Consider the following 21,271-nt stretch of genomic DNA (forward strand, 5'->3'; position numbering starts at 1 on the left):
GGGTGTCGATCCCGGCCGCGGCCAGTGCGGGCCCGTCGGCGGACGAGAGGTCGGCGGTCACGACCCTGGCCGACCGGCCTCCCTTTCCAAGGTATAGCGCACGGGGGGTCTTGCGGCAAGGCCCCCCGTTTCGGCGTCGGTGCGCCCATACCGTTCAAGACGTCGAAACGAGCACAGAGGAGCACACGACATGCGCATCAAATCCACCATCGCCGCCGGACTGCTGGCTGTCGCGACCGTCGCCGGGGTGTCGACGGTCGCCGCGGGCAATGCCGCCGCGGGCCCGGTCGGCACCTACTACGGCACCTACGCCACGCTGACCGCCTGTCGTGCCGACGGCGAGTCGCCTTACACCGGCGGCTATTACTGGGAGTGCACCGAGGCCTGGGACGGCTGGGATCTTTTCATCTGGTACTGATCCACCGCAGCCCTGCCCAACGAAAACGGGAAGCCCGAACCTGGTTCGGACTTCCCGTTTCTCGTGCACTGTCAGCTCAGTGGCCGGATTCCTTCAGGCGGGTGAAGGACTCGTCGATGATCTTCTCGGCCTCGGCGCGGTCCAGCCACTCCGAACCCTGGACGAACTTGCCCGGCTCGAGGTCCTTGTAGCGCTCGAAGAAGTGCTTGATCGCGGACAGCTCGAACTCCGAGACATCGGCCAGGTCCTGGATGTGATCCCAGCGGGGGTCGCCCGCGGGCACACACAGCACCTTGTCGTCGCCGCCTGCCTCGTCGGTCATCCGGTACACGCCGACCGGGCGGGCCTCGACGATGACGCCGGGGAACACCGACTCGGGCAGCAGCACCAGCGCGTCCAGCGGATCGCCGTCCTCGCCGAGGGTGTTCTCGATGAAGCCGTAGTCGGCCGGGTAGCCCATGGAGGTGTACAGGTACCGGTCGAGCTTGACCCGGCCGCTCTCGTGATCGACCTCGTACTTGTTCCGAGAACCCTTGGGGATCTCGATGGTGACGTCGAACTCCACGCCATCTCCTTGCTCGTTCGAGTGCGGTCTGCCGACTCGCCAGATCGTTCTGGGGAACCGTTGCGCAACGAGGATAGTGTGGTGTGCTGGAACACCGGTGCGGCAGGCGGCTCAGCGCGCAGTCGAAGCGCGTCGGGCGAGACAGTCGAGGATCGGTGAGGCGTTGATGTCAAGGTTCGAGATTCCGGCCGGCCGGGTGGCCTGATGGATCAGCGCGGAACGGGTCATCCGCCCTATAGCAACGAAGCACCGACGGTCGTGATCGATCGAAACGCCGAAAAGACGGGATCGCGGGGCGGCCGATCGACGCTGTGGATCTGGCTGTCCGCGGTGGTCGTCGCGGTGCTGGTGATCGCGGGCGGGTTCGCGGCGATCGCGAAACCGTGGTCACCGGAATTCCGGCACGGAGGACTGACGGTCGCCGAGCCGCCGCGGGGCAAGGCGGCCGCCGCGCAGGTGACGCCGGCCAGGTCGGACGCGCCCGCGCCGACGGCGGCCGGGATCGCCGCCGCGCTCGCGCCGGTGGTCGGCAGCCCCGACCTGGGCAGTTTCGCCGGTCAGGTGACCGATCCGACCAGCGGCGTTGTGCTGTGGAGCCAGGAGCCGGCCAAGGCGATGATTCCGTCCTCGACGGCCAAGGTCATGCTGGTCGCCGCCGCGCTGCTCACGCTGCCCGACGATCAGCGGGTGCCGACCAGGGTCGTCGCCGGCGCGCCGGGAGAACTGGTGCTCGTCGCGGGCGGTGATCCGACGCTGACCACCAGGGCCGACGGCGGGTACTACACCGACGGCGCCCGGATCGCGGATCTGGCCGCGCAGGTCAAGGCGTCCGGTAGGCAGGTGAACGCGATCGTCGTCGACACCTCCGCCTACACCGGGCCGACCATGGCCGCCGGCTGGGACCCGATCGACATCCCGGAGGGCTCGATCACCCCGATCGAGCCGATCATGCTCGACGGCGGCCGGTTCGATCCGTCGGCCGACTACTCGCCGCGCACCTCCACCCCCGCTCTGGAGGCAGGGCGGGCGCTGGCCGCCGAACTCGGCGTCGACCCCGCCGCGGTGCGGGTCGGGCAGGCCGCGCACAACGGCGCCGAGATCGCGAAGGTGGAATCGGCGCCGCTGCGAGTTCGCCTGCACGACATGATGATCCACTCCGACAATGTGCTCGCCGAGACGATCGGGCGGGAACTGGCCGTGGCGACCGGACGCGAAGCCTCCTTCGCCGGTGCGGTCGCGGCGACGACCGCGGCACTGACCACCGCGGGATTCGACGTCGCCGGATTGCACCTGGCCGACAACAGCGGCCTCTCGGTCGACGACCGGGTGCCGCCGCGCCTGCTCGACTCGATCATCGCGACCGCGGCCAAGCCGACCGGCGATTCTACGGTGGCGGGAACCCAGGCCAGGCCCGAAAACGATCCGCGCGCAGCGGCTCTCGCGCCGCTGCTGGACGACCTGCCGGTCGCCGGCGGCACCGGGACGCTGGCGCCGCGCTTCGTCACCCAGAACCGGTCGGGCGCAGGCTGGGTGCGTGCCAAGACCGGAACTCTGAGCGTCGCGAGCGCGTTGGTCGGGTATGTGCTCGACCGTGACGGACGGGTACTGACCTTCGCGCTGATGTCCAACGACCGACTGCCGGAGGTCAGCAGGCCCGCGCTCGACGCGGTCGCGGGCACCCTGCGCAACTGCGGATGCTCCTGAGAGCGGGTGGCGATGACCGACGACAAGACCGGGCGCACGACCTCCGGATTCAGCGGTGCCGTCGACTGGCGGCTCGCCGCGCGCACGGGCGCGGTGCTGGCGCCGGCCGGGCCGCGCACCTCGCGGCAGACCGCCGAACAGGTCGTCGCCGAGCTCGCCACCGCCTCGGTGCGGGCCGAAGGGCCGGTGCGTGAGGTCAGCGGACTGCTCGACGACCGGCCGGTGCCCGAGGCCAGGATCGTCGACCGGCCAGGCTGGATAACCGCCGCCGCCGACTCGATGGCCGTGCTCACCGGCACCGACACCACCACCCCGGTCGGCAGATTCGTCGGCAAGCCCGCCGGGCTGCAAGCCGGGACCATGCTGGCGTTCCTGTCCACCGCGATCCTCGGCCAGTACGACCCGTTCACCGGCGAGGACGGCACCTTGCTGCTGGTCGCGCCCAATATCCTCAGCGTGGAGCGGGCGCTCGGCGTCGACCCGTCCGATTTCCGGCTGTGGGTCTGCCTGCACGAGGTGACCCACCGGGTGCAGTTCTCCTCGGCGCCGTGGCTGACCGACTACATGCGCACCAATGTCGACATCCTCAGCGAGGTCGGCGAGGAACCGATGAGCGAGATGCTGAGCAGGCTGATCGCCGAGGTGCGGGCGCGGCGCAACGGTGACGCCGCCGACGACCCCAACAGCCGCGGGATCGTGGGCTTGCTGCGCGCCGCCCAGGCCCCACCGCAGCGCGAGGCCCTCGACCGGCTGCTCATGCTCGGCACCCTGCTCGAAGGCCACGCCGACCACGTGATGGACGCGGTCGGACCCACCGTGGTGCCCACCGTCGCCGACATCCGCTCCGCCTTCGACCAGCGCAGGAAGAAGCCGACCAATCCGATCCAGCGATTGCTGCGGGCGCTGCTCGGGGTGGATGCGAAGGTCGCGCAGTATGTGCGGGGGAAGAAGTTCGTCGATGCGGTGGTCGAGCGGGTCGGGGTGGCGGAGTTCAACACGGTGTGGACCAACGCGGAGACTCTGCCCCGGCTCGACGAGGTAGATGACCCAGAGCGCTGGATCAATAGAGTGCTGTAGCCCGCCCGAACAACTGACAACAACGTGCGGACATGGGTAACTCACCGGGTACGGGCAAACTTGCCCATCTGATCACTGTCAGCCGCCGACGCAACTCTGGTGGCAGGCGGGTCTGGCCTGAATTCGCGGAGAGGCGGAACAGTGCGGCTGCCTGAGACGTCGGCTGTTCTGTCGGTGCGGCGCGGTGTTCGGGAGTGGGTTGCGGCGCGGGGTGGGCGGATGCCGGTTGTCGTCGGGTTGTCCGGGGGAGCTGATTCGCTGGCGTTGGTTGCCGCGGCTGTCGTCGAGGCGGGGGACGTGACGGCTGTCGTCGTGGATCACCGGTTGCAGGACGGGTCGGGGGAGGTGGCAGCGCGGGCGGCCGAGCAGGCGCTCGCGCTGGGGTGCGTGGAAGCGCGGGTTCTGCCGGTCGAGGTCGGGCGTGACGGCGGGGTCGAGGCGGCGGCTCGGGTGGCCAGGTATGCGGCGCTGGAATCGGTGCGGGCGGGTAGGCCGGTGTTGCTCGGGCACACGCTCGACGACCAGGCCGAGACCGTGTTGCTCGGGTTGGCGCGTGGGTCGGGTGGGCGGTCCATTCACGGGATGTCGGCGTGGAATCCGCCGTGGGGGCGGCCGTTGCTCGGTGTCCGGCGGGCGGAGACCGTGCGGATGTGTGCCGATCTCGGTGTCGAACCCTGGGACGACCCGCACAACCTCGATCCCGCGTACACCAGGGTGCGGGTGCGGACCGAAGTGCTGCCGCTGCTCGAGGACGTGCTCGGGGGCGGGGTGGCGCGGGCGCTGGCGCGGACGGCGGATCAACTTCGCGCCGATGGCGAGGTGCTCGACGTGCTCACCGCCGACCTGCTGCGTGCGGCGAGCGCGGGCGCCGGTGGCCCCGGCGACAGTGATCGACCAGCACTGTCGGTCGAGATTCTGGCCACTGCCGCACCGGCTCTGCGGCGTAGGACGATCAGGGCTTGGCTCGCCGAACAGGGCGTGAGCGGCTTGCTGAACGCCCATTTACAAGCGATCGACGAGCTGGTGAGCAACTGGCGCGGGCAGGGCGGCGTCGCGGTGGCGGGCGGTGGGAGGGACCACAGGTTGGTCGTGGCGCGCGAGCATGGCACGCTGACGGTACGCGAGCAGCCGCGAAACGATGCCACATGACCACCGAAGGGACACCCACTTCCGTGTACGGAGACGACATCGCATCGGTGCTGATCACCGAAGACCAGATCAAGGCCAAGATCGAAGAGCTGGCCGAGCTCGTCGCCAAGCGGTACCCACCCGACGCTCCCGAGGGCGACCTTCTGCTGATCGGCGTCCTCAAGGGCGCGATCTTCTTCATGACCGACTTCGCCAGGGCGCTGCCGATCCCGACCCAGCTCGAGTTCATGGCGGTGTCGTCCTACGGTTCGTCCACCTCGTCCTCCGGTGTCGTGCGCATCATGAAGGACCTGGACAAGGACATCGCGGGCCGCAATGTGCTGATCGTCGAGGACATCATCGACTCCGGTCTGACGCTGTCCTGGCTGCTGCGCAACCTGGCCACCCGCAACCCGGCCTCGCTGGAAGTGGTCACCCTGCTACGCAAGCCCGACGCGCTGCGCACCCCCGTCGAGGTCGCGCACGTCGGCTTCGACATCCCGAACGAATTCGTCGTCGGCTACGGCCTCGACTACGCCGAGCGCTACCGCGACCTGCCCTACATCGGCACCCTCGATCCGAAGGTCTACTCCTGACCCGGTGTCCGTGATCCGGTTACGCGCAGTAGTGCCCGGATATCGGATTCGATGATCCGGAACAGGATGTAGGAGACGACGAAACCGATCATCCCGCCCACGCAGATCGTGCGGAGCGGGGTGAGCGTCGTCAGCAGGTCCGCGACCGGCAGAAACGTCGCGCTGGCGACGACGAGCAGCGGGATGGACGCCGCGACAACCAGGTAGCTGCGGCACCGGGTGGCCAGCACGGTCAGCGACTTGCCGTCGCTGCGGAAATCCTGGCCGTGGTGCAGGAACATCGGATAGACGCAGCGCACCAGGTACACCGTGATCAAGAAGTACGGGTACGTCATGGCGATGGCGGCGCAGATCGCCGACACCAGCAGCAGGTGCAGTGCTGTGCGCGCGGGCAGATCGTGGTCGGCCAACCCGATGGTGACCGCGTAGATCACCCCGGCCGCCATCCACAGCACGAACACCACCGCGACGGCCCGGTTGCCGAGTCGCAGACAGTCCTGGCGGGCCTGGTCGAGGGTCTCGGGATCGCAGCGCCGACCGGTGCGCAATTGGTGTGGAATGGTCAGCAGTCTTCTGCCCAGATAGATCAGGGTCGCCCCGCCCGCCGAGAAGAAGATCAGGTTGGTGATATCGGCGACGGCGCGCTGGGTGGCGCGGGTGTCCGGGTCGAGCCGGCTGTGGATCAGCGTCGTGTTCAGCTGACGCTGGTAGTAGGCCGCCAGTACGTTCGGGAGCGCGATCGACAGCGCCAGTAGCGCGAACACGTACGGCTGCAACCGGATTCGCCAGCTGTGCGGCGGTGGGTCGGTGAGGTCGCGGGCGTGCTCGTCCAGGCACAGGTCGAATTGCGCGGCCAGCATCGCGCCGTCGGACCAGCGGTCGGCGCGGTCGGCGGCCAGGCATGTCAGAAGTATCCGTTGCAGGGCGGCCGGGCAGTCGGCGGGCACCTGGCCGACATCCACGCCCGCGTTGCGGCGGGCCAGGGCCGCGTCCAGTGCGCGCTCGGGGTGCAGGTCGTCGTCGGGCACGGTGGTGTCGTCGAACGGTTTCGCGCCGGTCAGCAGCTCCCACAGCAGGACGCCGAGCGAGTAGATGTCGGCGCGGGTGTCGAGGTCGGCGGCGTTGCGATCGCGACCCGGATGGCAGGCCTCGAGCTGTTCCGGGGACATGTACGCCAGCGAGCCGCCGAAGTACGACACCGGACTGGTCCCCGCCGAGCGGTTGAAGCTGATGTTGAAATCGGCGAGCTTGGGCACGCCCTCGGCGGTGAGCAGGACATTGGCCGGCTTCACATCGCGGTGCAGCACGCCGTGGCCCGCCGCGTGCTGCAACGCGGCGGCCAGCCTGGCGCCCAGCCACGCGACGGTCTCCGGCCAGCTCAGGCCTGCGATCTCGGCGCGCATCGCCGAGTCCGTCGGGCGGATCTCGCCCTTCTCCTTCATGGCCGCGTCGACGGCGTCGAGCAGCAGGCCGCTCGTGCGCTCTTCGGGCGGGGTCGCGCGGACCCAGCGCAGCACGTCGAGCAGCGTCCCGCCGGGCAGGAACTGCATGTACAGCATCCGCAGCCGGGGCGAGTCGTCGGCGGGCGCGTCGAGCAGCTGCTGGTCGAACACGCGCACGATGTAGTCGTGGTCGAGCTGGGCCAGGGTCTGTGGCTCGCTGCCGCTGTCGGCGGAGATCTTGACCGCAACCAGGCGCTGCATCGCCCGCTGCCGCGCCAGGAAGACGCGGGCGAACGCGCCGGAGCCGAGCTCGGTGAGCAGCTCGAAATCACCGATTCGCGTGCCGACCTCGATCCGGTCGAGCCCACGGCGATCGGTCGGGTGCGCGGTGGCGGTGCGGTCGAGCGCGGGCCTGGTCACCTCGGTGGTGCGTGTCGAGCTCACATTCGGGGATACGGCCGCGGACGGCCGCGGGGTTCATCGGGTCAGCTGACGACCCGCTCCAGTGCGGCAAGGTCGGCTTCGAGGGCACGGAACAGCACGTAGGAGCCGATGAAGGCGATGATGCCGCCGACACACAGCACCCGGACGGCGAGGATCACCTCGGGGATGTCGCCGGGCGGCAGGAAGGTCACGCCCGCCACGGCGAGCAAGGGCACCGACGCGGCGACCGCGAGGTACCAGGTGCAGCGGCGGCTCAGGGCGAGCAGCCAGGCGTTGTCGTCGGCACTGATCTCGCCGTGCCGCAGGAAGATCGGGTAGATGCAGCGGACCATGTAGAAGGTGACCAGGAAGAACGGGTAGGCGGCCGCGATCGCGCCGCAGACCAGCAGCGAGGCCAGGAAGTGGATGACGGCGCGGGCGGGGACGTCGCCTGCGGCCAGGTGCAGGGAGATCGGGAAGGTAACGCTCGACAGGGCCCAGAGCGAGCTCGTGACGATCACCGCACGGTCGCCGACCCGCAGGGTGTCGTGTCTCGTGCGGCGCAGCGTCGCCGGATCGTAGCGCCTGTCGTGCCGCATGCCGCGGGGGACCGAGAGCACGAACCTGGCCAGATAGATGAGCACGACCGTGCCGATCGGGAAGAACACCAGGTTCACCGCGGTGGTGATCACCACGAACGATTGCTGCGCGGCTTCGCTGAGTCTGCTCACGACCAGCGTCTCGTTGTGCATGATGTTGTACCAGGAAGCGAGCGCGTTCGGGATGCCGATGGCCACCACCATCGCCAGCAACGGGAACCGGCGCAGCTGCAGCCGCCAGCTCTTCGGCGGCGGGTCGGTCAGGTCTCGCGCGCGCTCGTCCAGGCACAGGTCGAACTGCTTGGCCAGCACCGCGCCGTCGGGCCAGCGGTGCGCGCGGTCGGGTTCTAGGCAGGTCAGCAGGACCCGGCGCAGCGCGGACGGGCAGTCCGCGGGCACCCGGTCGAGCGCGACCGGGTCGACGCCGCTGGTGCGCCGTTCCAGCATCGCCTCGAGGGTGGTCTCGTCGCCGCTGCCCGCGGCCTCGGCGGTGCTGTCGTCGAACGGCTTCGCGCCGGTCAGCAGCTCCCACAGGACGACGCCGAGCGAATAGATGTCGGCGCGGGTGTCGAGGTCGGCGGCGGTGCGGCCGAGCCCGGGATGGCAGGCCTCGAGCTGCTCTGGGGACATGTACGACAGCGAGCCGCCGAAATATGCGACCGGGCTGGTCCCGGCGACGGTGCGGCTGAAGCTGATGTTGAAGTCGGCCAGCTTGGGCACACCCTCCGCGGTCAGCAGGACATTCGCCGGTTTCACGTCGCGATGCAGTACGCCGTGCGTGGCCGCGTAGTCGAGGGCCTCGGCGAGCCGCCTGCCGAGCCACGCGACGGTCTCCGGCCAGCTCAGCGCGGCCAGCTCGGCGCGGACGCTCGAATCGGTCGGGCGGATCTCGCCCTTCTCCTCCATGGCCGCGTCGACCGCGTCGAGCAGCAGTTTGCCGCTGCGCTCGTCGGGCGGGGTCGCGCGCACCCAGCGCAGGAGTCCGAGCAGGGTGCCGCCGGGCAGGAATTGCATGTAGAGCAGGCGCAAGCGGCGGGCGCCCGACGGCGCGGTGTCGTCGGTGTCGAGCAACTGCTGATCGAACACCCGCACGATGTAGTCGTGGTCGAGCTGGGCCAGGGTCTGCGGTTCGGTGCCGCGGTCGGCGGAGATCTTCACCGCGACCAGCCGCTGCATCGAGGTCTGCCTGGCCAGGAAGACTCGGGCGAACGCCCCGGTGCCCAGGCCGGTCAGCAGCTCGAAATCGCCGATGCGCTGGCCGATCTCGATCCGGTCCAGTGGCTCGAACGCGCCCGGCGACGACGCTGCGGCGGTCGCCACCGAGGTCGCGGTCGCCGCCGAGGTCGCTGTCGCGGTGAGGTCGAGCTCGGGCGTGGTCACCTGGGTAGTACGAGTGGGATCGGGCGGTTGGTTCACCGTCGGATCGGGGTCGTCGGTGCGATGGGTGCTCTGCTCGAGCTCGTCGGCGTTGAGCAGAGCGCGCAGGCTGGGCGCCTGATCCGGGTATTCGCGCAGGCAGTCGCGTGGGTCGACGCGCTCGCCGCTGTGCCTGCGGATCACGAACTCCTCGAACACCAGCCCGGCGGGCAGCGTCGCCGGATCGAGTTCGGGGAACTCGGCGCAGTAGTGGGCGAGGCGCTTGCGGGTGACATCGGCGCCCGTGTGGTGCAGCCATCGATTGCGCAGATCGATGCGGATCAGTTCGTGCAGCGCCTGCCTGCGCAGGGTCCGCGCGTCGGGCAGGAATTCGGCCATATCGGGCGGCTGACCGGCCGCGGAACCCCATGCCTGGGTGAACGCGTCGACCATGTCGCCGCGCACGTTTGCCGACCGTCCGGCGCTCGCGTCGGGCAGTTCGTCGCTTCCGGTCTTATCGATCATCAACCGACCTAAGGTTCGCGCGGATCGGAGCGAAATTCCTTCCGCCACACCCGACACCATCGGCCCCCGAGCCGTACCCGAATGATAACTTGCGCCTCGAGAGCAGATCACCCGAATTTCGACGACCATGCGACGGGGGCGAATCCGCACATGCACGATGACCTCACAGCGGTAGCATGGGAGTCCGTCGACGACGACGGCGTGACGGACGCTGAGGTGGCGATGAACCCTTCCCACCCACCTGCCGACGAATACCCCATCGGCGGCCCGGCGGCGGCGCTGGCCGCCCGGGTACGCGCGGGCACCATCACGCCCCTCGACGTGGTGACCGAGGCACTGACCAGGATCTCCTCGGAGAATCGCAAGATCGACGCGTTCACCGTCGTGCGCGCCGAACAGGCCCGCGCCGAGGCGCTGGAGCTGGCCGCCCGCGACGATCTGGACGAGCTGCCGCTGGCAGGCGTGCCGGTGGCGGTGAAGCAGAACATCGCGGTCGCCGGTGTGCCGCTGCGGGCCGGGTCGGCGGCCAGTCCGGCCGAGCCGGAGCCCGCCGACCATCCGGTGGTCACCAGGCTGCGGGCCGCGGGCGCGATCGTCGTCGGGGTGACGGCGATGCCCGAACTCGGCCTGTGGGCGACGACCGACGAGGACGGGACCGTCACCCGCAATCCGCGCGATGTCGGCCGGACCGCCGGTGGCTCCTCGGGTGGCGCGGCCGCCGCGGTGGCCGCGGGGCTGGTGCCGATCGCGCACGGCAACGACGGGCTCGGCTCGATCCGGGTGCCCGCCGCGGCCTGCGGCGTCTTCGGGATCAAGCCGGGTCGTCAGGTGGTGCCCGCGGATATCGGCGTCGATTCCTGGGCGGGCATGGCCGAGAACGGCGTACTCGCGACGACGGTGTCGGACGCGGCGCTGGCGTTGTCGGTGCTGGCGGGACGCTCCGATCTGGCCGAGCTACGCGCTCCGCAGCGACTACGCATCGGACTCGCCGTGGCTCCGCCGTCGCGACTGGTCCGGATGGATCGGCACTGGACGGCGGCAGCGCGCACCGCGGGTGCGCGGGCGGCGGCGGCCGGGCACCTGGTCGAGCCGGTCGAACTGCCCTACGGCGACACGGCGCTGGCGATGATGCTGCGCTGGCCCAGCGCGGGCCTGGCCGACGCCGCGGCGCTACCGCACCCCGAACTGCTGCAACGCCGCACCAAACGGCACCTCGCGCTGGGCAGGCTGATCCGGCGGCTGGGCTTGGTGCGGCCGAACCAGGTCGACCGGATCGAGGCCGGACTTGTCGACTTCTTCGAGAACTTCGACGTGGTGATCACGCCGACGCTCGCGGCGCCGCCGCCCAAGGCCAAACAGTGGAGCGGGCGCGGCTGGATCGCGAATGTCCTCGCCTCGGCGCGCTACGCGCCGTTCACCGGCATCTGGAATCTGGTCGGCTGGCCCGCCGCGTCGGTGCCGATGGGCACCCATCCCGAGGCGCACACCCCGCTCGCGGCGCAACTGGCCGGTCCGCCGGGCAGCGAGGCCACCTTGCTCGGCCTCGCCGCCCAACTGGAGCTGACGAACTAGACCGCGATCGGGGTCTGCACCGGCTGCGGCTCGGAGAAACCACCGTCGACGGCGCGACCGGCGAATTCCAGAATGGTCGGGCGGGTGTCGTCGGCCCGCCACGCCACCGCCAGCTCACACGGGGTGAGACCGGCGACCGGGCGCGCGGTCAGGCCGGGCCAGCGGTACATCGGGACGTTGTTCTCGGCCAGCAGGCATACGCCGAGGCCGAGGCTCACGGCCTCGAGCTTGTCTTCCGGGGTGGCGGCCTCGGCGCCGATCTTGGCGGCCCGGCCGCCGCGGGCGTCGTTGCCGAGCCAGAAGTCGCGGACCGCGCCCGCCTCGGTCGGCAGGGCGATGAACGGCTCGTCGAGCAGATCGGCGAACTCGATCGTCTCCTGCTCGGCGAGCGGGTGGGTCTCGGGCAGCAGCACCCAGCGCGGCTCGGTGCGCAGCACCTGCCAGCGGTAGCGGTTGGGGTCGGGCAGCGGCAGCCACACCAGGGCCAGGTCGGCCTGACGGCCTGCCAGGCCGCTGGACGGGTCGTTCCAGGAGGCGGCGTGCAGGGCGAGGCGGTGGCCGCTGGCGCTCTCCAGGTCGTTGAGCAGGCCGCGGCCGAGCGCGGACTGGATACCGACGCGCAGCACTTCGCCTGCTTCCTGCAGGGAGACGTTGGTCACCTCCCACAGCTCGAGGATCTTGCGTGCGCCTTCGAGCAGTTCCTTACCGGCGACGGTGAGGGCGACACTGCGCTGGTTGCGGTCGAACAGGACCACGTCGAGCTGGCGTTCGAGCTGGCGGATCTGGCGTGACAACGTCGGCTGAGCGATGTGCAACCGCTGGGCGGCGTTGGTGAAATGCAGTTCCTCAGCGACGGCGACGAAATACCGCAGATCGCGCAAATGCGGGTCCATAGCACCTTGCTATCAGAATCGGTCGGGAAAATCCAGCCAAAACGGGCAAGGAAGTTCGCGGAGGTGGATCAAAACAGTCACCAGGTTGGTAATGCACAGCATATGGCCTGACATGGTGCGCTGCACCATTGAGGCGTCATTGGTGCGCGGTCACCGGACGCTGAGCGGCGGGCGTGCGACTGCTGGGCGGTTGACCAGCGGAAATGCGTCCGGATTCACACGATTCGGCGCGATGTGGCGCGCGTCCCGACGGCGCGGGCGAGCGATGAAACAGACCGCTGACCTCTGTTCGCGCCGGAAGGGCTGCGACACAGTGACTTTCGTCACAAAGAGGTTTCGGTGTGCGGATTCCGGCCGCGGCGAGCCGTGCTCGCGCGGCCGGATTCCGGATGTTCAGTTCTCGCGAGCGCGTTCCTCGTAGGCGCGCCGCGCCGACCTGTCGACATCGTCGAGGAAGACCGTGCTCGACCCCAGCGCCCGCCCGAGACCGTCACCGACGGCCTCGGGCAGCAGGTTCACGAACCGGGACAGATAGCCCGCGAACGCCGACACCCGCACCTTCGAGCGCGGCGATCCGATCAACCCCTCGATCGCCGCGGCGATCTGCTCCGGTTCGGCGGGCTTCAACAACCAGTTGCCCTTCACCCCGGCGCCCAGCTCGGTCTTCGTCAGTGTCGGCAACACCGCCGAGAACCGCACGCCCGACCCGCGATACTCCTCGCGCAGGGTGTCGGTGAAGCCGAGCACCGCGTGCTTGCTGGCGTTGTAGGTCGCCAGCCCGGGGATGTGCGTCTCGCCTGCCAGTGAGGCGATATTGATGACGTGCCCGCGCCCGCGCGGCAGCATCCGGGCCAGACCGAGCTTGGACCCGAGAATCACGCCGTAGACGTTGATCTCGAGAATCCGGCGGGTCACCCGGTCGGGCTCGTCGACCAGCAGGCCGGTCGGCATGATGCCCGCGTTGTTGATCAGGACATCGATCGGGCCGACGGTGCGCTCGACCTCGTCGAGGAACGCCTCGAACGAGACCGGATCGGTGACGTCGAGCGCGCCCGACAGCGCGAAATCGCCTGCCGCTTTCACCGCGGGCTCGTCGATGTCGCCGATCGCCACCCGCGCGCCGAGCTCCTGGAGCCGCGTGGCCGTCGCGAGTCCGATGCCGCGGGCGCCACCGGTGATCACGACGACGAGATCGCGGACCGCCGTGCTCATTTGCCGCCCTTGAGCCGCCACACCGCGGGCAGGTCGATCCGGCGGATGCCGCGCGCACCGGCGACCCGCATCGCGCTGACCATGACGACGAGCTTGTTCATGTCGTACGGGTACCAGAACAGCTCTTTGCTCATGGTCGGGATCTTCGGCTTGGTCATCGCCTGCGCGCGGCAGTACTTGCGCAGACCCGACGCCCCGCCCCAGCGCGCGCCGACACCGGACAGACCCCAGCCGCCCATCGGCATCGCCGGGTTGAACAGGTTGGAGAACACGTCGTTGATGTTGACCGCGCCCGCGTCCAGCTGCCTGGCCACCCGCTCGCCGCGCGCCTTGTCCCCGGTCCACACCGAGGCCGACAGGCCGTAGATCGAATCGTTGGCCAGCCGGATCGCCTCGGCCTCGTCGGCCACCTTCATCACCGGCAGCGTCGGCCCGAAGGTCTCCTCCGCGACACACGACATGGAATGGTCGACGTCGACGAGCACGGTCGGCTCGAAGAAGGTGCCGACGCCGGTGCGCTTGCCACCGGTCGTCGCCCGCGCGCCCGCCGCGATCGCCTCGTCGACGTGGCGCTGCACGATGCGCACCTGGTTCTCGTTGGCCAGCGCGCCCACGTCGTTCTTGGATTCGCGCCCGTCCTCGCCCTGGCGCAGGGCGGCGACGGCGGCGGTCAGCTTGGTGACGAACTCGTCGTAGACCGGCGCCTCGACGTAGACCCGCTCCACCGAGATGCAGACCTGCCCGGCGTTGAACATGCCGCCGAAGGCGATGCCGTGCGCGGCGCGGTCGATGTCGGCGTCGGCCAGCACGATCGCCGGGTCCTTGCCGCCGAGTTCGAGGCTGTAGGGCACCATCCGCTCGGCGCAGGCGGCGGCGATCTTGCGGCCGGTCGCGGTGGAGCCCGTGAACTGGATGTAGTCGGCGTTCTCGACGACGGCCGCGCCGGTCGCGCCGGCGCCGGTGACCACCTTGAACACCGGCGGCGCGCCGATCTCGGCCCAGCCGCGGGCCAGCTCGACCGCCGACAGCGGCGTCACCTCCGACGGCTTGAGAATCACCGCAGCGCCCGCGGCCAGCGCGGGGAACACGTCGATCGCCGGCATCGCGAGCGGGAAGTTCCACGGCGTGATCACGCCGACCACGGGGTAGGGGCGGTAGGCGACGGTCAGCGACTTCACCCGCGCGAGCGGGCTGTGCGGGGAGGGGTGTTCGTCGGCGAGGAACTTGCCCGCCCGGCGCGCGTAGTAGCCGAGGAGGTCGACGGCGAAGGCAGGGTCGATGAGCGCGTCGACGCGCGGCTTGGCGGTCTCGGACTGCAGGACCGCGGCCAGGTGCTCGGTGTTGTCGATCATCCAGTCCTGCATCTTCAGCAGCCACTTCTTGCGGCCCTCCGGCCCGATCGCCTCCCATTCGGGCTGGAAGAGGCGCAGTTCCCGGACCGCGGCCGCCACCTCGTCCGGCGCGACGATCGGCACCGAGCCGGTCTGTTCACCGGTCGCTGGATTGCGCACCGCGATCACCTGGGCTTCGGCCGCGGCGGTCTGGTCGAGTTCGGTCACTGTCGTGCTCCCCACTGCGTTGTGTGATTCAGTTCACCAACTATCAGCCTGGCACAATGAGGGCACGGATTCTTGGCCGTTCCCGTCAACGAAATCGGATTATTTGGTGTCTGGAGAACAAATCGGCGAACAGGTGCGCGGCTGGTTCGCCGAGTTCGTGCTCGAACTGCTGCGCACGCAGACGCTGGAGCGTGTCGTCGCGCGCCTCGACGCGGCCGTGCTCGCCGGTTCACCGGAACTCGACGAGCCCGACCTGCGCCGGGACCTGGCCGCCAGCACCCGCGCGCACGCCAGGGTGGTGCTCGGTGGACTCGCCACCGACACCGACGATCTCGCGCTCCCCGAGGAAGCGCATGTCCTGGCCAGAACCATCGCCCGCCGCGGCCTCGACGTGCGGGTACTGCTGCGCGCCTACCGGGCGGGCCTGGCCGAGGCGCTGGCGGTGATGACCGAGACCGTCGGCGAAGGTCAGTTGCCGCCGGAACTCGAGCGGGCGGTGCTGCTGCGGATGTTCGAGCGATCGACCACCTGGATGGGCCTGTCGGTCGAGGCGCTCACCGGCACCTTCATGGCCGAACGCGAGCGGGTGCTGCGCGATGCGCTCAACACCCGTACCGAACTGGTGCGCGCGCTGCTGGCCGGCACGGTGGTCGATGTGGATCAGGCCTCGATCGGACTCGGGTACCGGCTCTCGCAGCGTCATCTGGCGTTTCTGCTGTGGACCGGCGACGCGGGCGGGGAGGAGCCGGGCGGCCTGCTCGACCGCGCCGCGGCCAGAATCGCCTCGGTGCTGGGCGCGACCGGTCTGCTCACCGTCGCCGCCAGCGCGAGCGGGCTGTGGGCCTGGGCGGCCGTCGACGACGACGCCGAGATCGCCGGGCGGATCGCGCGCTGCGAGGTGGCGGCGCCGGTGCGGGTGGCGTTCGGGCTGCCGGGCGCGCACGTAGACGGGTTCGTCGCCAGTCATCGGGAAGCGGTGGCCGCGCGGCGGGTCGCCGAGCAGGGCAGCCGGACGGTCACCAGCTATCGCGAGGTGGAGATCGCCTACCTGGCCGGGGTCGACACGGCCGCGATGCGCGGGCTGATCGCCCGCGAGCTGCGCGGACTCACCGGAACCGACCCCGTCGCGACGCGGTTACGCGCGACCCTGCACGCCTATCTGCGCGCGCAGCGGAGCCCGGAGGAAGCGGCGCGCCTGCTCGGCGTGCACAAGAACACGGTGCGGTACCGGATCCACCGCGTGGAGGAAATCCTCGGACATCCGGTGTCCGAGCGAGCGATGGCGCTGGAGATAGCGCTGGATTGCGTCGCCGCCTACGGCGTTTCCTGAACGACGCCGTCCCTGGCCGCGATGCGGCGCAGTGGCGGTTCGGTCGGCGGTGGCACCCGTCGATCGGGGAGCTCGGCGAGCAGTGTCGTCGTCGCCGCGGCGATGGCGGCGACGGCCTTGTCGACCGCGGGCTTGGTGGTGCTGCTCAGCCCGGAGATGCCGCCGACTTTGCGCACATATTGCAAGGCGGCAGCGTAGATCTCCTGCTCGGTGGCGGCAGGCTCCAGACCACGCAAGACGGTGATATTTCTACACATGTCAGAACAATAGACCTGTGGGGCAGATCACGGCAGGCCAAGAAAGCAGATTCGCTCCTCGGCCCCGGAAGGCAGCCGCCGCACTAGACTCGGCCGCATGCCTGCCAGGGGAGTACCAGCGCTGACCACCTTTCCGTACCCGGAACTGGACGAGCGTGAGGAAGACCACTGGTCCGGTGCCGGTGTGAGCGACGATGAACTTCGCGCGCTCGCCCTCGGCGCCTTCTATTCCACCCGCTGGGACGCCTTCCACGACGCGATGCTGCTCGGCCCCGAGCGCGAGCACCCGCTCGGCGACCGCCGCGAACTCGCCATCGACACCCTCACCGGCGCCTGGGGCATCACCGACGGCACCGAGGCGCGCGCGTCGATGGAACAACTCCTCGAAGGCATGCACGCCCCCCTGTACTCGCTGGTGCACCCGCTGGTGATGGCATCGATCAACGCCAGCGAACGCGACCGCTTCGGTGAACGCGCCGACCGGCACCGCGCGTTCCTGCGCCAGGTCGGTTCCTTCCGCGGCATGGACAACCCCGAGGCGCTGGTCCGCGACTACGACATCTGGGCCCAGGCCATCAAGATCGGTTTCACCGATCACCTGGCCCGGCCCCTGCCCAACGACATCCACGCCTGGGACCTGGCCCGCGTCATCGCGGTCGCCAGAATGGCGTTCACCGCGGGCTACATCGACGCCGACGTGGCGTGGGAGTACGCGATGCGGGCACTCGCCCCCGCGCAGCGCCGCTACCGCAACTGGCGCCAGTTCGGCGACGCCTACCTCGCGGGCTGGACCTACTGGCAGGCCACCGAGGACCTCGCCGAACTGAAGAACGGCGGCGTCGACCGCCGGATGGAACTGCTACGGCTATGGACCCGCCCGACCAGCCCGTGGCGCCGGATCGAACTCAACGAGCCCGAGCAGAAGACCGAAACCGAGGCCGAACCGAATTGAGCGTTCGGTCCGGCCGGTCGGAGCTACAGGCTGCGGAGAATCCCGCGGCCGTAGCGCTGGAACTGGGTGTCGTCGACCATGCCGAGCGAGTGCCGCTCGACCAGTAATTCCCATTCGGCGTAGAGCTGGGAGACGCCGGGATCGGCGGGCCCTGCGGCGCCGTCGGCGGCCTGCCTGCGCACGGCGAAGTTGACCGCGCAGGTCACCCGTTCGGTGTCGGCGCGGTCGGCGCCTGCGAAATGCAGTGTCCTGTTGCCGTCGCTGACGTCCATGCCGGAGCCGCCGTGCCGTGTGTCGATCTCACCGGGCGCCGAGCGAGCGCCGTCGACGGTGCGTGCGCCGAGGATCGCGGCGACGGCCAGCTCGTGTGCGTAGCGCTCGCCGTTGCCGAGGGAGATGAACAGCAGCCTGGTGGTGGTCGCCGCGAGCAGGCCGGTGCCGGTGCCAGCGGGCGGTGTAGCCACGGCGATCGCGGTTTCCAGCACGTATTCGTCGGGGGTGACGTAGCGGTGCAGCGCGTTGACGGCCGTGCGGGACTCCTTGCGCGGCGCCATCCGGCGGACCGCGCGCTCGACATCGGCCCTGGCCGGGCCCGACTTTCCCCATTCCGGCGCGGGCGGGGTGAGATCAGGCGCTGCGATATCGATGCGCTGGGTTGCCATGATCTGGTCGTTGATCCGGTCGACGATGCCGAGCGCGGCAGGCACGTCGTGTTCGGCGATGAGGACAGGAAGCGGGGTGCGGTCGGCGGGAACGCCGGTGAGCACCGGAGTGGGATAGCGCAGGAAGATCTCGATGACGACAGCGTCGTCGGCGCGCCGGTTCAGCCGCACTTTGAGCAGGTCGGCGATGGGAACATCGAGAACCCGCTCGCCGTCGGTACCCGGCCGCAGAACGGTGAGCCGTCCACGGCCGTGGCGCAGAATCGCTGTGGGTGTTCGTAGCTCGACGATGTCCATACCCCCTGCGCTGTAGTTGTGTCGTCGCCCACGATAAGCCGGGCATGACATGATTGTGGCCACTTGCAACAACGCGTTCGGAGCTTTCGGGAACCGTTCCCCAGCTCTGAACGTTGACCAGTGCAACTGCACCAGCAGCCGAACTGCGCGATGTATCGAACTAGACCGTACGCGGTAACGTGGCATGTCCGCATCCGAAACCCGCCGATCTCGACGCTTCGCTAGGCACACCCGGAGAAATAACCGGAAAGGACTGGGCCGTCCGGCCGACGCTCTATGAACCGCAAGACAGTGTTTCGCACTTTGGCGATCATCTCGGGCATCATGCTCATGATCTGGCTGTTCAGCTTTCTCAGCGATGACACGCGCGGCTGGGAGAGTGTCGACACTTCCGTGGCGCTCAGCCAGCTGGAGGACAAAGCCAATGTCAAGAACGTCCAGATCGATGACAAGGAGCAGCAGCTCCGCATCGAACTGAACAACGGCAACGAGGCGACGAACAACAACACCAAGATCGTCGCCAAATACCCGGGCGGCGGTGAGACCTCTGCGCAGATCTTCGACGCGGTGCAGAACTCCGGCGCGAAGTACGACACGGTGGTCAAGCAGGAGAGCTGGCTTTCCCAGCTGCTGCTGTTCATCGTGCCGATGGTGTTGCTGGTCGGCCTGTTCATCTTCGTGATGTCGCGCATGCAGGGCGGTGGTCGCGGCGGCATGATGGGCTTCGGCAAGTCCAAGGCCAAACAGCTGTCCAAGGACATGCCCAAGACCACCTTCGCCGATGTGGCAGGCGCCGACGAGGCCGTCGAAGAGCTGTACGAGATCAAGGATTTCCTGCAGAATCCGGCCCGCTACCAGGCGCTCGGCGCGAAGATCCCGAAGGGCGTTCTGCTCTACGGTCCCCCCGGTACCGGCAAGACGCTGCTCGCGCGCGCTGTCGCCGGTGAGGCGGGCGTCCCGTTCTTCACCATCTCCGGTTCGGACTTCGTCGAGATGTTCGTCGGTGTCGGCGCCTCGCGTGTGCGCGACCTGTTCGAGCAGGCCAAGCAGAACAGCCCCTGCATCATCTTCGTCGACGAGATCGACGCGGTCGGCCGCCAGCGCGGCGCAGGCCTCGGCGGCGGTCACGACGAGCGCGAGCAGACGCTGAACCAGCTGCTCGTCGAGATGGACGGCTTCGGTGACCGCACCGGCATCATCCTGATCGCGGCGACCAACCGCCCCGACATCCTCGATCCAGCGCTGCTTCGCCCCGGTCGCTTCGACCGGCAGATCCCGGTCGGCAATCCCGACCTGGCCGGTCGCCGCGCGATCCTGCGTGTGCATTCGCAGGGCAAGCCGATCTCGCCCGACGCCGACCTCGAGGGTCTGGCCAAGCGCACCGTCGGCATGTCCGGCGCCGATCTGGCCAACGTCATCAACGAGGCCGCGCTGCTCACCGCGCGTGAGCACGGTTCGCTCATCACCGGCGAATCGCTGGAGGAGTCGGTCGACCGCGTCATCGGTGGCCCGCGCCGCAAGAGCCGCATCATCAGCGAGCACGAGAAGAAGATCACCGCCTACCACGAGGGTGGTCACACCCTCGCGGCCTGGGCGATGCCCGATATCGAGCCGGTCTACAAGGTCACCATCCTTGCCCGCGGCCGCACCGGCGGCCACGCCATGACGGTGCCCGAGGACGACAAGGGCCTGATGACCCGCTCGGAGATGATCGCCAGGCTGGTGTTCGCGATGGGTGGCCGCGCGGCCGAGGAACTGGTGTTCCACGAGCCGACGACCGGCGCGTCCTCCGATATCGACCAGGCGACCAAGATCGCGCGCGGCATGGTCACCGAGTACGGCATGAGCGCCCGCCTCGGCGCGGTCCGCTACGGCCAGGAGCAGGGCGACCCGTTCCTCGGCCGCTCGATGGGCCAGGGCTCGGACTACTCGCACGAGGTGGCCCGCGAGATCGACGAGGAGGTGCGCAACCTGATCGAGGCAGCGCACACCGAGGCCTGGTCGATCCTGAGCGAGTACCGCGAGCAGCTCGACGCGCTGGCGACCGCGCTGCTCGAGCGCGAGACCCTGCACCGCAAGGACCTCGAAGAGGTGCTGGCCGGCGTCGAGAAGCGACCGCGGATCACCGCGTTCAACGATTTCGGTGACCGGCTCCCGTCCGACAAGCCCCCGGTGAAGACGCCGGGCGAGCTGGCCGCCGAGCGCGGCGAGCCGTGGCCGCCCGCCCAGCAGGAGCCGGTGCCTGCCGGTGCGCCGCTCGAGCCCGCCAACGGCTACCCGGCGCAGCCGCCGCAGTACGGTCAGCCCGCGCCGCCTGCCACGGGCTACCCGCTGCCCGCCGCGCCGACCCAGGCGTTCCCGCGTCAGTCGGGCACGCACGGTTCGCGGCCCGACTACGGCGCCCCGGCCGGTTGGTCGGCGCCGGGCTGGCCGCCGCGTGAGGAGCCCCAGCAGCCGCAACAGCCGCAGGCCCCGCAGGGCCAGGGCAATGCGTGGGGTCAGCCGGAGCAGCCGCGGCACGCGGGTGGCGGGTTCCAGCCGTGGGGCGAGCCGCCGCAGCAGTCCGCGCCCGGCACCGATCCGGAGAACAACGACTGGGAAGGGCCGAACGGCCGCCGCTGACGGCGGGCCAACTACGCTCGACCGTCGGATGCCGGACGATCACCGGCGTCGACATGTGGAGGTGCGGAGAAGTTGTCGGCCA

The 21,271-nt window shown here is 69.6% G+C and carries 17 protein-coding genes; 9 read left to right on the forward strand and 8 right to left on the reverse strand.

All coding sequences use genetic code 11. The annotated features are described in order from the left end of the window. Positions 1 to 190 precede the first annotated feature (190 nt). On the forward strand, positions 191 to 418 hold the full coding sequence (locus ACWF9G_RS09765) for a hypothetical protein (protein ID WP_379309256.1): 228 nt from the start codon (positions 191 to 193) through the stop codon (positions 416 to 418). Between the two features lie 76 nt (positions 419 to 494). Here the strand turns inward: ACWF9G_RS09765 and ACWF9G_RS09770 are convergent, their stop codons facing one another. Then, positions 495 to 983 (reverse strand): inorganic diphosphatase, encoded by a 489-nt coding sequence (locus ACWF9G_RS09770; protein WP_379309255.1) that lies wholly within the window; start codon positions 981 to 983, stop codon positions 495 to 497. 258 nt (positions 984 to 1,241) lie between these two features. Here ACWF9G_RS09770 and dacB point away from each other — a divergent pair, with 258 nt between their 5' ends. The 4 genes from dacB (at position 1,242) to hpt (ending at position 5,488) form a co-directional block, all read left to right on the forward strand. Beyond that, on the forward strand, positions 1,242 to 2,687 hold the full coding sequence (gene dacB / locus ACWF9G_RS09775) for a D-alanyl-D-alanine carboxypeptidase/D-alanyl-D-alanine endopeptidase (RefSeq protein ID WP_452514756.1): 1,446 nt from the start codon (positions 1,242 to 1,244) through the stop codon (positions 2,685 to 2,687). Positions 2,688 to 2,699: 12 nt separating this feature from the next. Next, positions 2,700 to 3,764: a zinc-dependent metalloprotease gene (locus tag ACWF9G_RS09780; protein ID WP_452514757.1), complete on the forward strand. Its 1,065-nt coding sequence runs from the start codon at positions 2,700 to 2,702 to the stop codon at positions 3,762 to 3,764. A 141-nt stretch (positions 3,765 to 3,905) separates the two neighbouring features. Further along, on the forward strand, positions 3,906 to 4,913 hold the full coding sequence (gene tilS, locus ACWF9G_RS09785) for a tRNA lysidine(34) synthetase TilS (RefSeq protein WP_452514758.1): 1,008 nt from the start codon (positions 3,906 to 3,908) through the stop codon (positions 4,911 to 4,913). A 23-nt stretch (positions 4,914 to 4,936) separates the two neighbouring features. Further along, complete coding sequence (hpt, locus tag ACWF9G_RS09790) at positions 4,937 to 5,488, forward strand: hypoxanthine phosphoribosyltransferase (protein ID WP_110041409.1); 552 nt, start codon at positions 4,937 to 4,939, stop codon at positions 5,486 to 5,488. Here the strand turns inward: hpt and ACWF9G_RS09795 are convergent. Together ACWF9G_RS09795 and ACWF9G_RS09800 are read right to left on the reverse strand one after the other, a co-directional pair. Further along, complete coding sequence (locus tag ACWF9G_RS09795; protein WP_452514759.1) at positions 5,479 to 7,374, reverse strand: serine/threonine-protein kinase; 1,896 nt, start codon at positions 7,372 to 7,374, stop codon at positions 5,479 to 5,481. The genes hpt and ACWF9G_RS09795 overlap by 10 nt on opposite strands. A gap of 41 nt (positions 7,375 to 7,415) precedes the next feature. Beyond that, the gene (locus ACWF9G_RS09800; protein WP_452514760.1) at positions 7,416 to 9,833 is read right to left on the reverse strand and encodes a serine/threonine-protein kinase; all 2,418 of its coding nucleotides are present in this window, start codon (positions 9,831 to 9,833) and stop codon (positions 7,416 to 7,418) included. A 222-nt stretch (positions 9,834 to 10,055) separates the two neighbouring features. Between ACWF9G_RS09800 and ACWF9G_RS09805 the strand changes: the two genes are divergently transcribed. Beyond that, positions 10,056 to 11,405, forward strand: coding sequence for an amidase (locus tag ACWF9G_RS09805; RefSeq protein ID WP_452514761.1), 1,350 nt, complete (start codon positions 10,056 to 10,058; stop codon positions 11,403 to 11,405). Here the strand turns inward: ACWF9G_RS09805 and ACWF9G_RS09810 are convergent. The 3 genes from ACWF9G_RS09810 to ACWF9G_RS09820 all read right to left on the reverse strand — a co-directional run bounded on the left by ACWF9G_RS09810 (position 11,402) and on the right by ACWF9G_RS09820 (position 15,069). Beyond that, complete coding sequence (locus ACWF9G_RS09810; RefSeq protein WP_189029631.1) at positions 11,402 to 12,298, reverse strand: LysR family transcriptional regulator; 897 nt, start codon at positions 12,296 to 12,298, stop codon at positions 11,402 to 11,404. The genes ACWF9G_RS09805 and ACWF9G_RS09810 overlap by 4 nt on opposite strands. 393 nt (positions 12,299 to 12,691) lie before the next feature. Continuing rightward, positions 12,692 to 13,510, reverse strand: a complete 819-nt coding sequence (locus ACWF9G_RS09815; protein ID WP_452514762.1) for an SDR family oxidoreductase — start codon at positions 13,508 to 13,510, stop codon at positions 12,692 to 12,694. Further along, positions 13,507 to 15,069 carry an aldehyde dehydrogenase family protein gene (locus tag ACWF9G_RS09820; protein WP_452514763.1) on the reverse strand — a complete coding sequence of 521 codons (1,563 nt, stop codon included), beginning with the start codon at positions 15,067 to 15,069 and terminating at the stop codon, positions 13,507 to 13,509. Before ACWF9G_RS09820 ends, ACWF9G_RS09815 begins: the two co-directional genes overlap by 4 nt. 106 nt (positions 15,070 to 15,175) lie before the next feature. Here ACWF9G_RS09820 and ACWF9G_RS09825 point away from each other — a divergent pair, with 106 nt between their 5' ends. Then, positions 15,176 to 16,399 (forward strand): PucR family transcriptional regulator, encoded by a 1,224-nt coding sequence (locus ACWF9G_RS09825; RefSeq protein ID WP_452514764.1) that lies wholly within the window; start codon positions 15,176 to 15,178, stop codon positions 16,397 to 16,399. On the opposite strand, the gene ACWF9G_RS09830 is transcribed toward ACWF9G_RS09825, so the two are convergent. After that, entirely contained in the window at positions 16,384 to 16,656 is a 273-nt protein-coding gene (locus ACWF9G_RS09830; protein WP_378849199.1) for a DUF2277 domain-containing protein, read from the reverse strand. The two genes, ACWF9G_RS09825 and ACWF9G_RS09830, sit on opposite strands and share 16 nt — an antisense overlap. Before the next feature lie 97 nt (positions 16,657 to 16,753). Here ACWF9G_RS09830 and ACWF9G_RS09835 point away from each other — a divergent pair, with 97 nt between their 5' ends. Further along, on the forward strand, positions 16,754 to 17,608 hold the full coding sequence (locus ACWF9G_RS09835; protein ID WP_379309245.1) for a DUF1266 domain-containing protein: 855 nt from the start codon (positions 16,754 to 16,756) through the stop codon (positions 17,606 to 17,608). 23 nt (positions 17,609 to 17,631) lie between these two features. On the opposite strand, the gene ACWF9G_RS09840 is transcribed toward ACWF9G_RS09835, so the two are convergent. Next, entirely contained in the window at positions 17,632 to 18,567 is a 936-nt protein-coding gene (locus ACWF9G_RS09840; RefSeq protein WP_379309244.1) for a hypothetical protein, read from the reverse strand. 276 nt (positions 18,568 to 18,843) lie between these two features. Here ACWF9G_RS09840 and ftsH point away from each other — a divergent pair, with 276 nt between their 5' ends. After that, positions 18,844 to 21,189, forward strand: a complete 2,346-nt coding sequence (ftsH, locus tag ACWF9G_RS09845; RefSeq protein WP_452514765.1) for an ATP-dependent zinc metalloprotease FtsH — start codon at positions 18,844 to 18,846, stop codon at positions 21,187 to 21,189. Positions 21,190 to 21,271 lie beyond the last annotated feature (82 nt).

Source organism: Nocardia sp. NPDC055029 (assembly GCF_053608525.1).

What these genes read in the sequence shown, in the direction of transcription:
- ACWF9G_RS09765 (WP_379309256.1), top strand. Translation starts at nt 191, where the DNA reads ATGCGCATCAAATCCACCATCGCCGCCGGACTGCTGGCTGTCGCGACC.
- ACWF9G_RS09780 (WP_452514757.1), top strand. Translation starts at nt 2,700, where the DNA reads ATGACCGACGACAAGACCGGGCGCACGACCTCCGGATTCAGCGGTGCC.
- ACWF9G_RS09800 (WP_452514760.1), bottom strand. Translation starts at nt 9,833, where the DNA reads ATGATCGATAAGACCGGAAGCGACGAACTGCCCGACGCGAGCGCCGGA.
- ACWF9G_RS09805 (WP_452514761.1), top strand. Translation starts at nt 10,056, where the DNA reads ATGAACCCTTCCCACCCACCTGCCGACGAATACCCCATCGGCGGCCCG.
- ACWF9G_RS09810 (WP_189029631.1), bottom strand. Translation starts at nt 12,298, where the DNA reads ATGGACCCGCATTTGCGCGATCTGCGGTATTTCGTCGCCGTCGCTGAG.
- ACWF9G_RS09815 (WP_452514762.1), bottom strand. Translation starts at nt 13,510, where the DNA reads ATGAGCACGGCGGTCCGCGATCTCGTCGTCGTGATCACCGGTGGCGCC.
- ACWF9G_RS09830 (WP_378849199.1), bottom strand. Translation starts at nt 16,656, where the DNA reads ATGTGTAGAAATATCACCGTCTTGCGTGGTCTGGAGCCTGCCGCCACC.
- ACWF9G_RS09835 (WP_379309245.1), top strand. Translation starts at nt 16,754, where the DNA reads ATGCCTGCCAGGGGAGTACCAGCGCTGACCACCTTTCCGTACCCGGAA.
- ACWF9G_RS09840 (WP_379309244.1), bottom strand. Translation starts at nt 18,567, where the DNA reads ATGGACATCGTCGAGCTACGAACACCCACAGCGATTCTGCGCCACGGC.
- ftsH (WP_452514765.1), top strand. Translation starts at nt 18,844, where the DNA reads ATGAACCGCAAGACAGTGTTTCGCACTTTGGCGATCATCTCGGGCATC.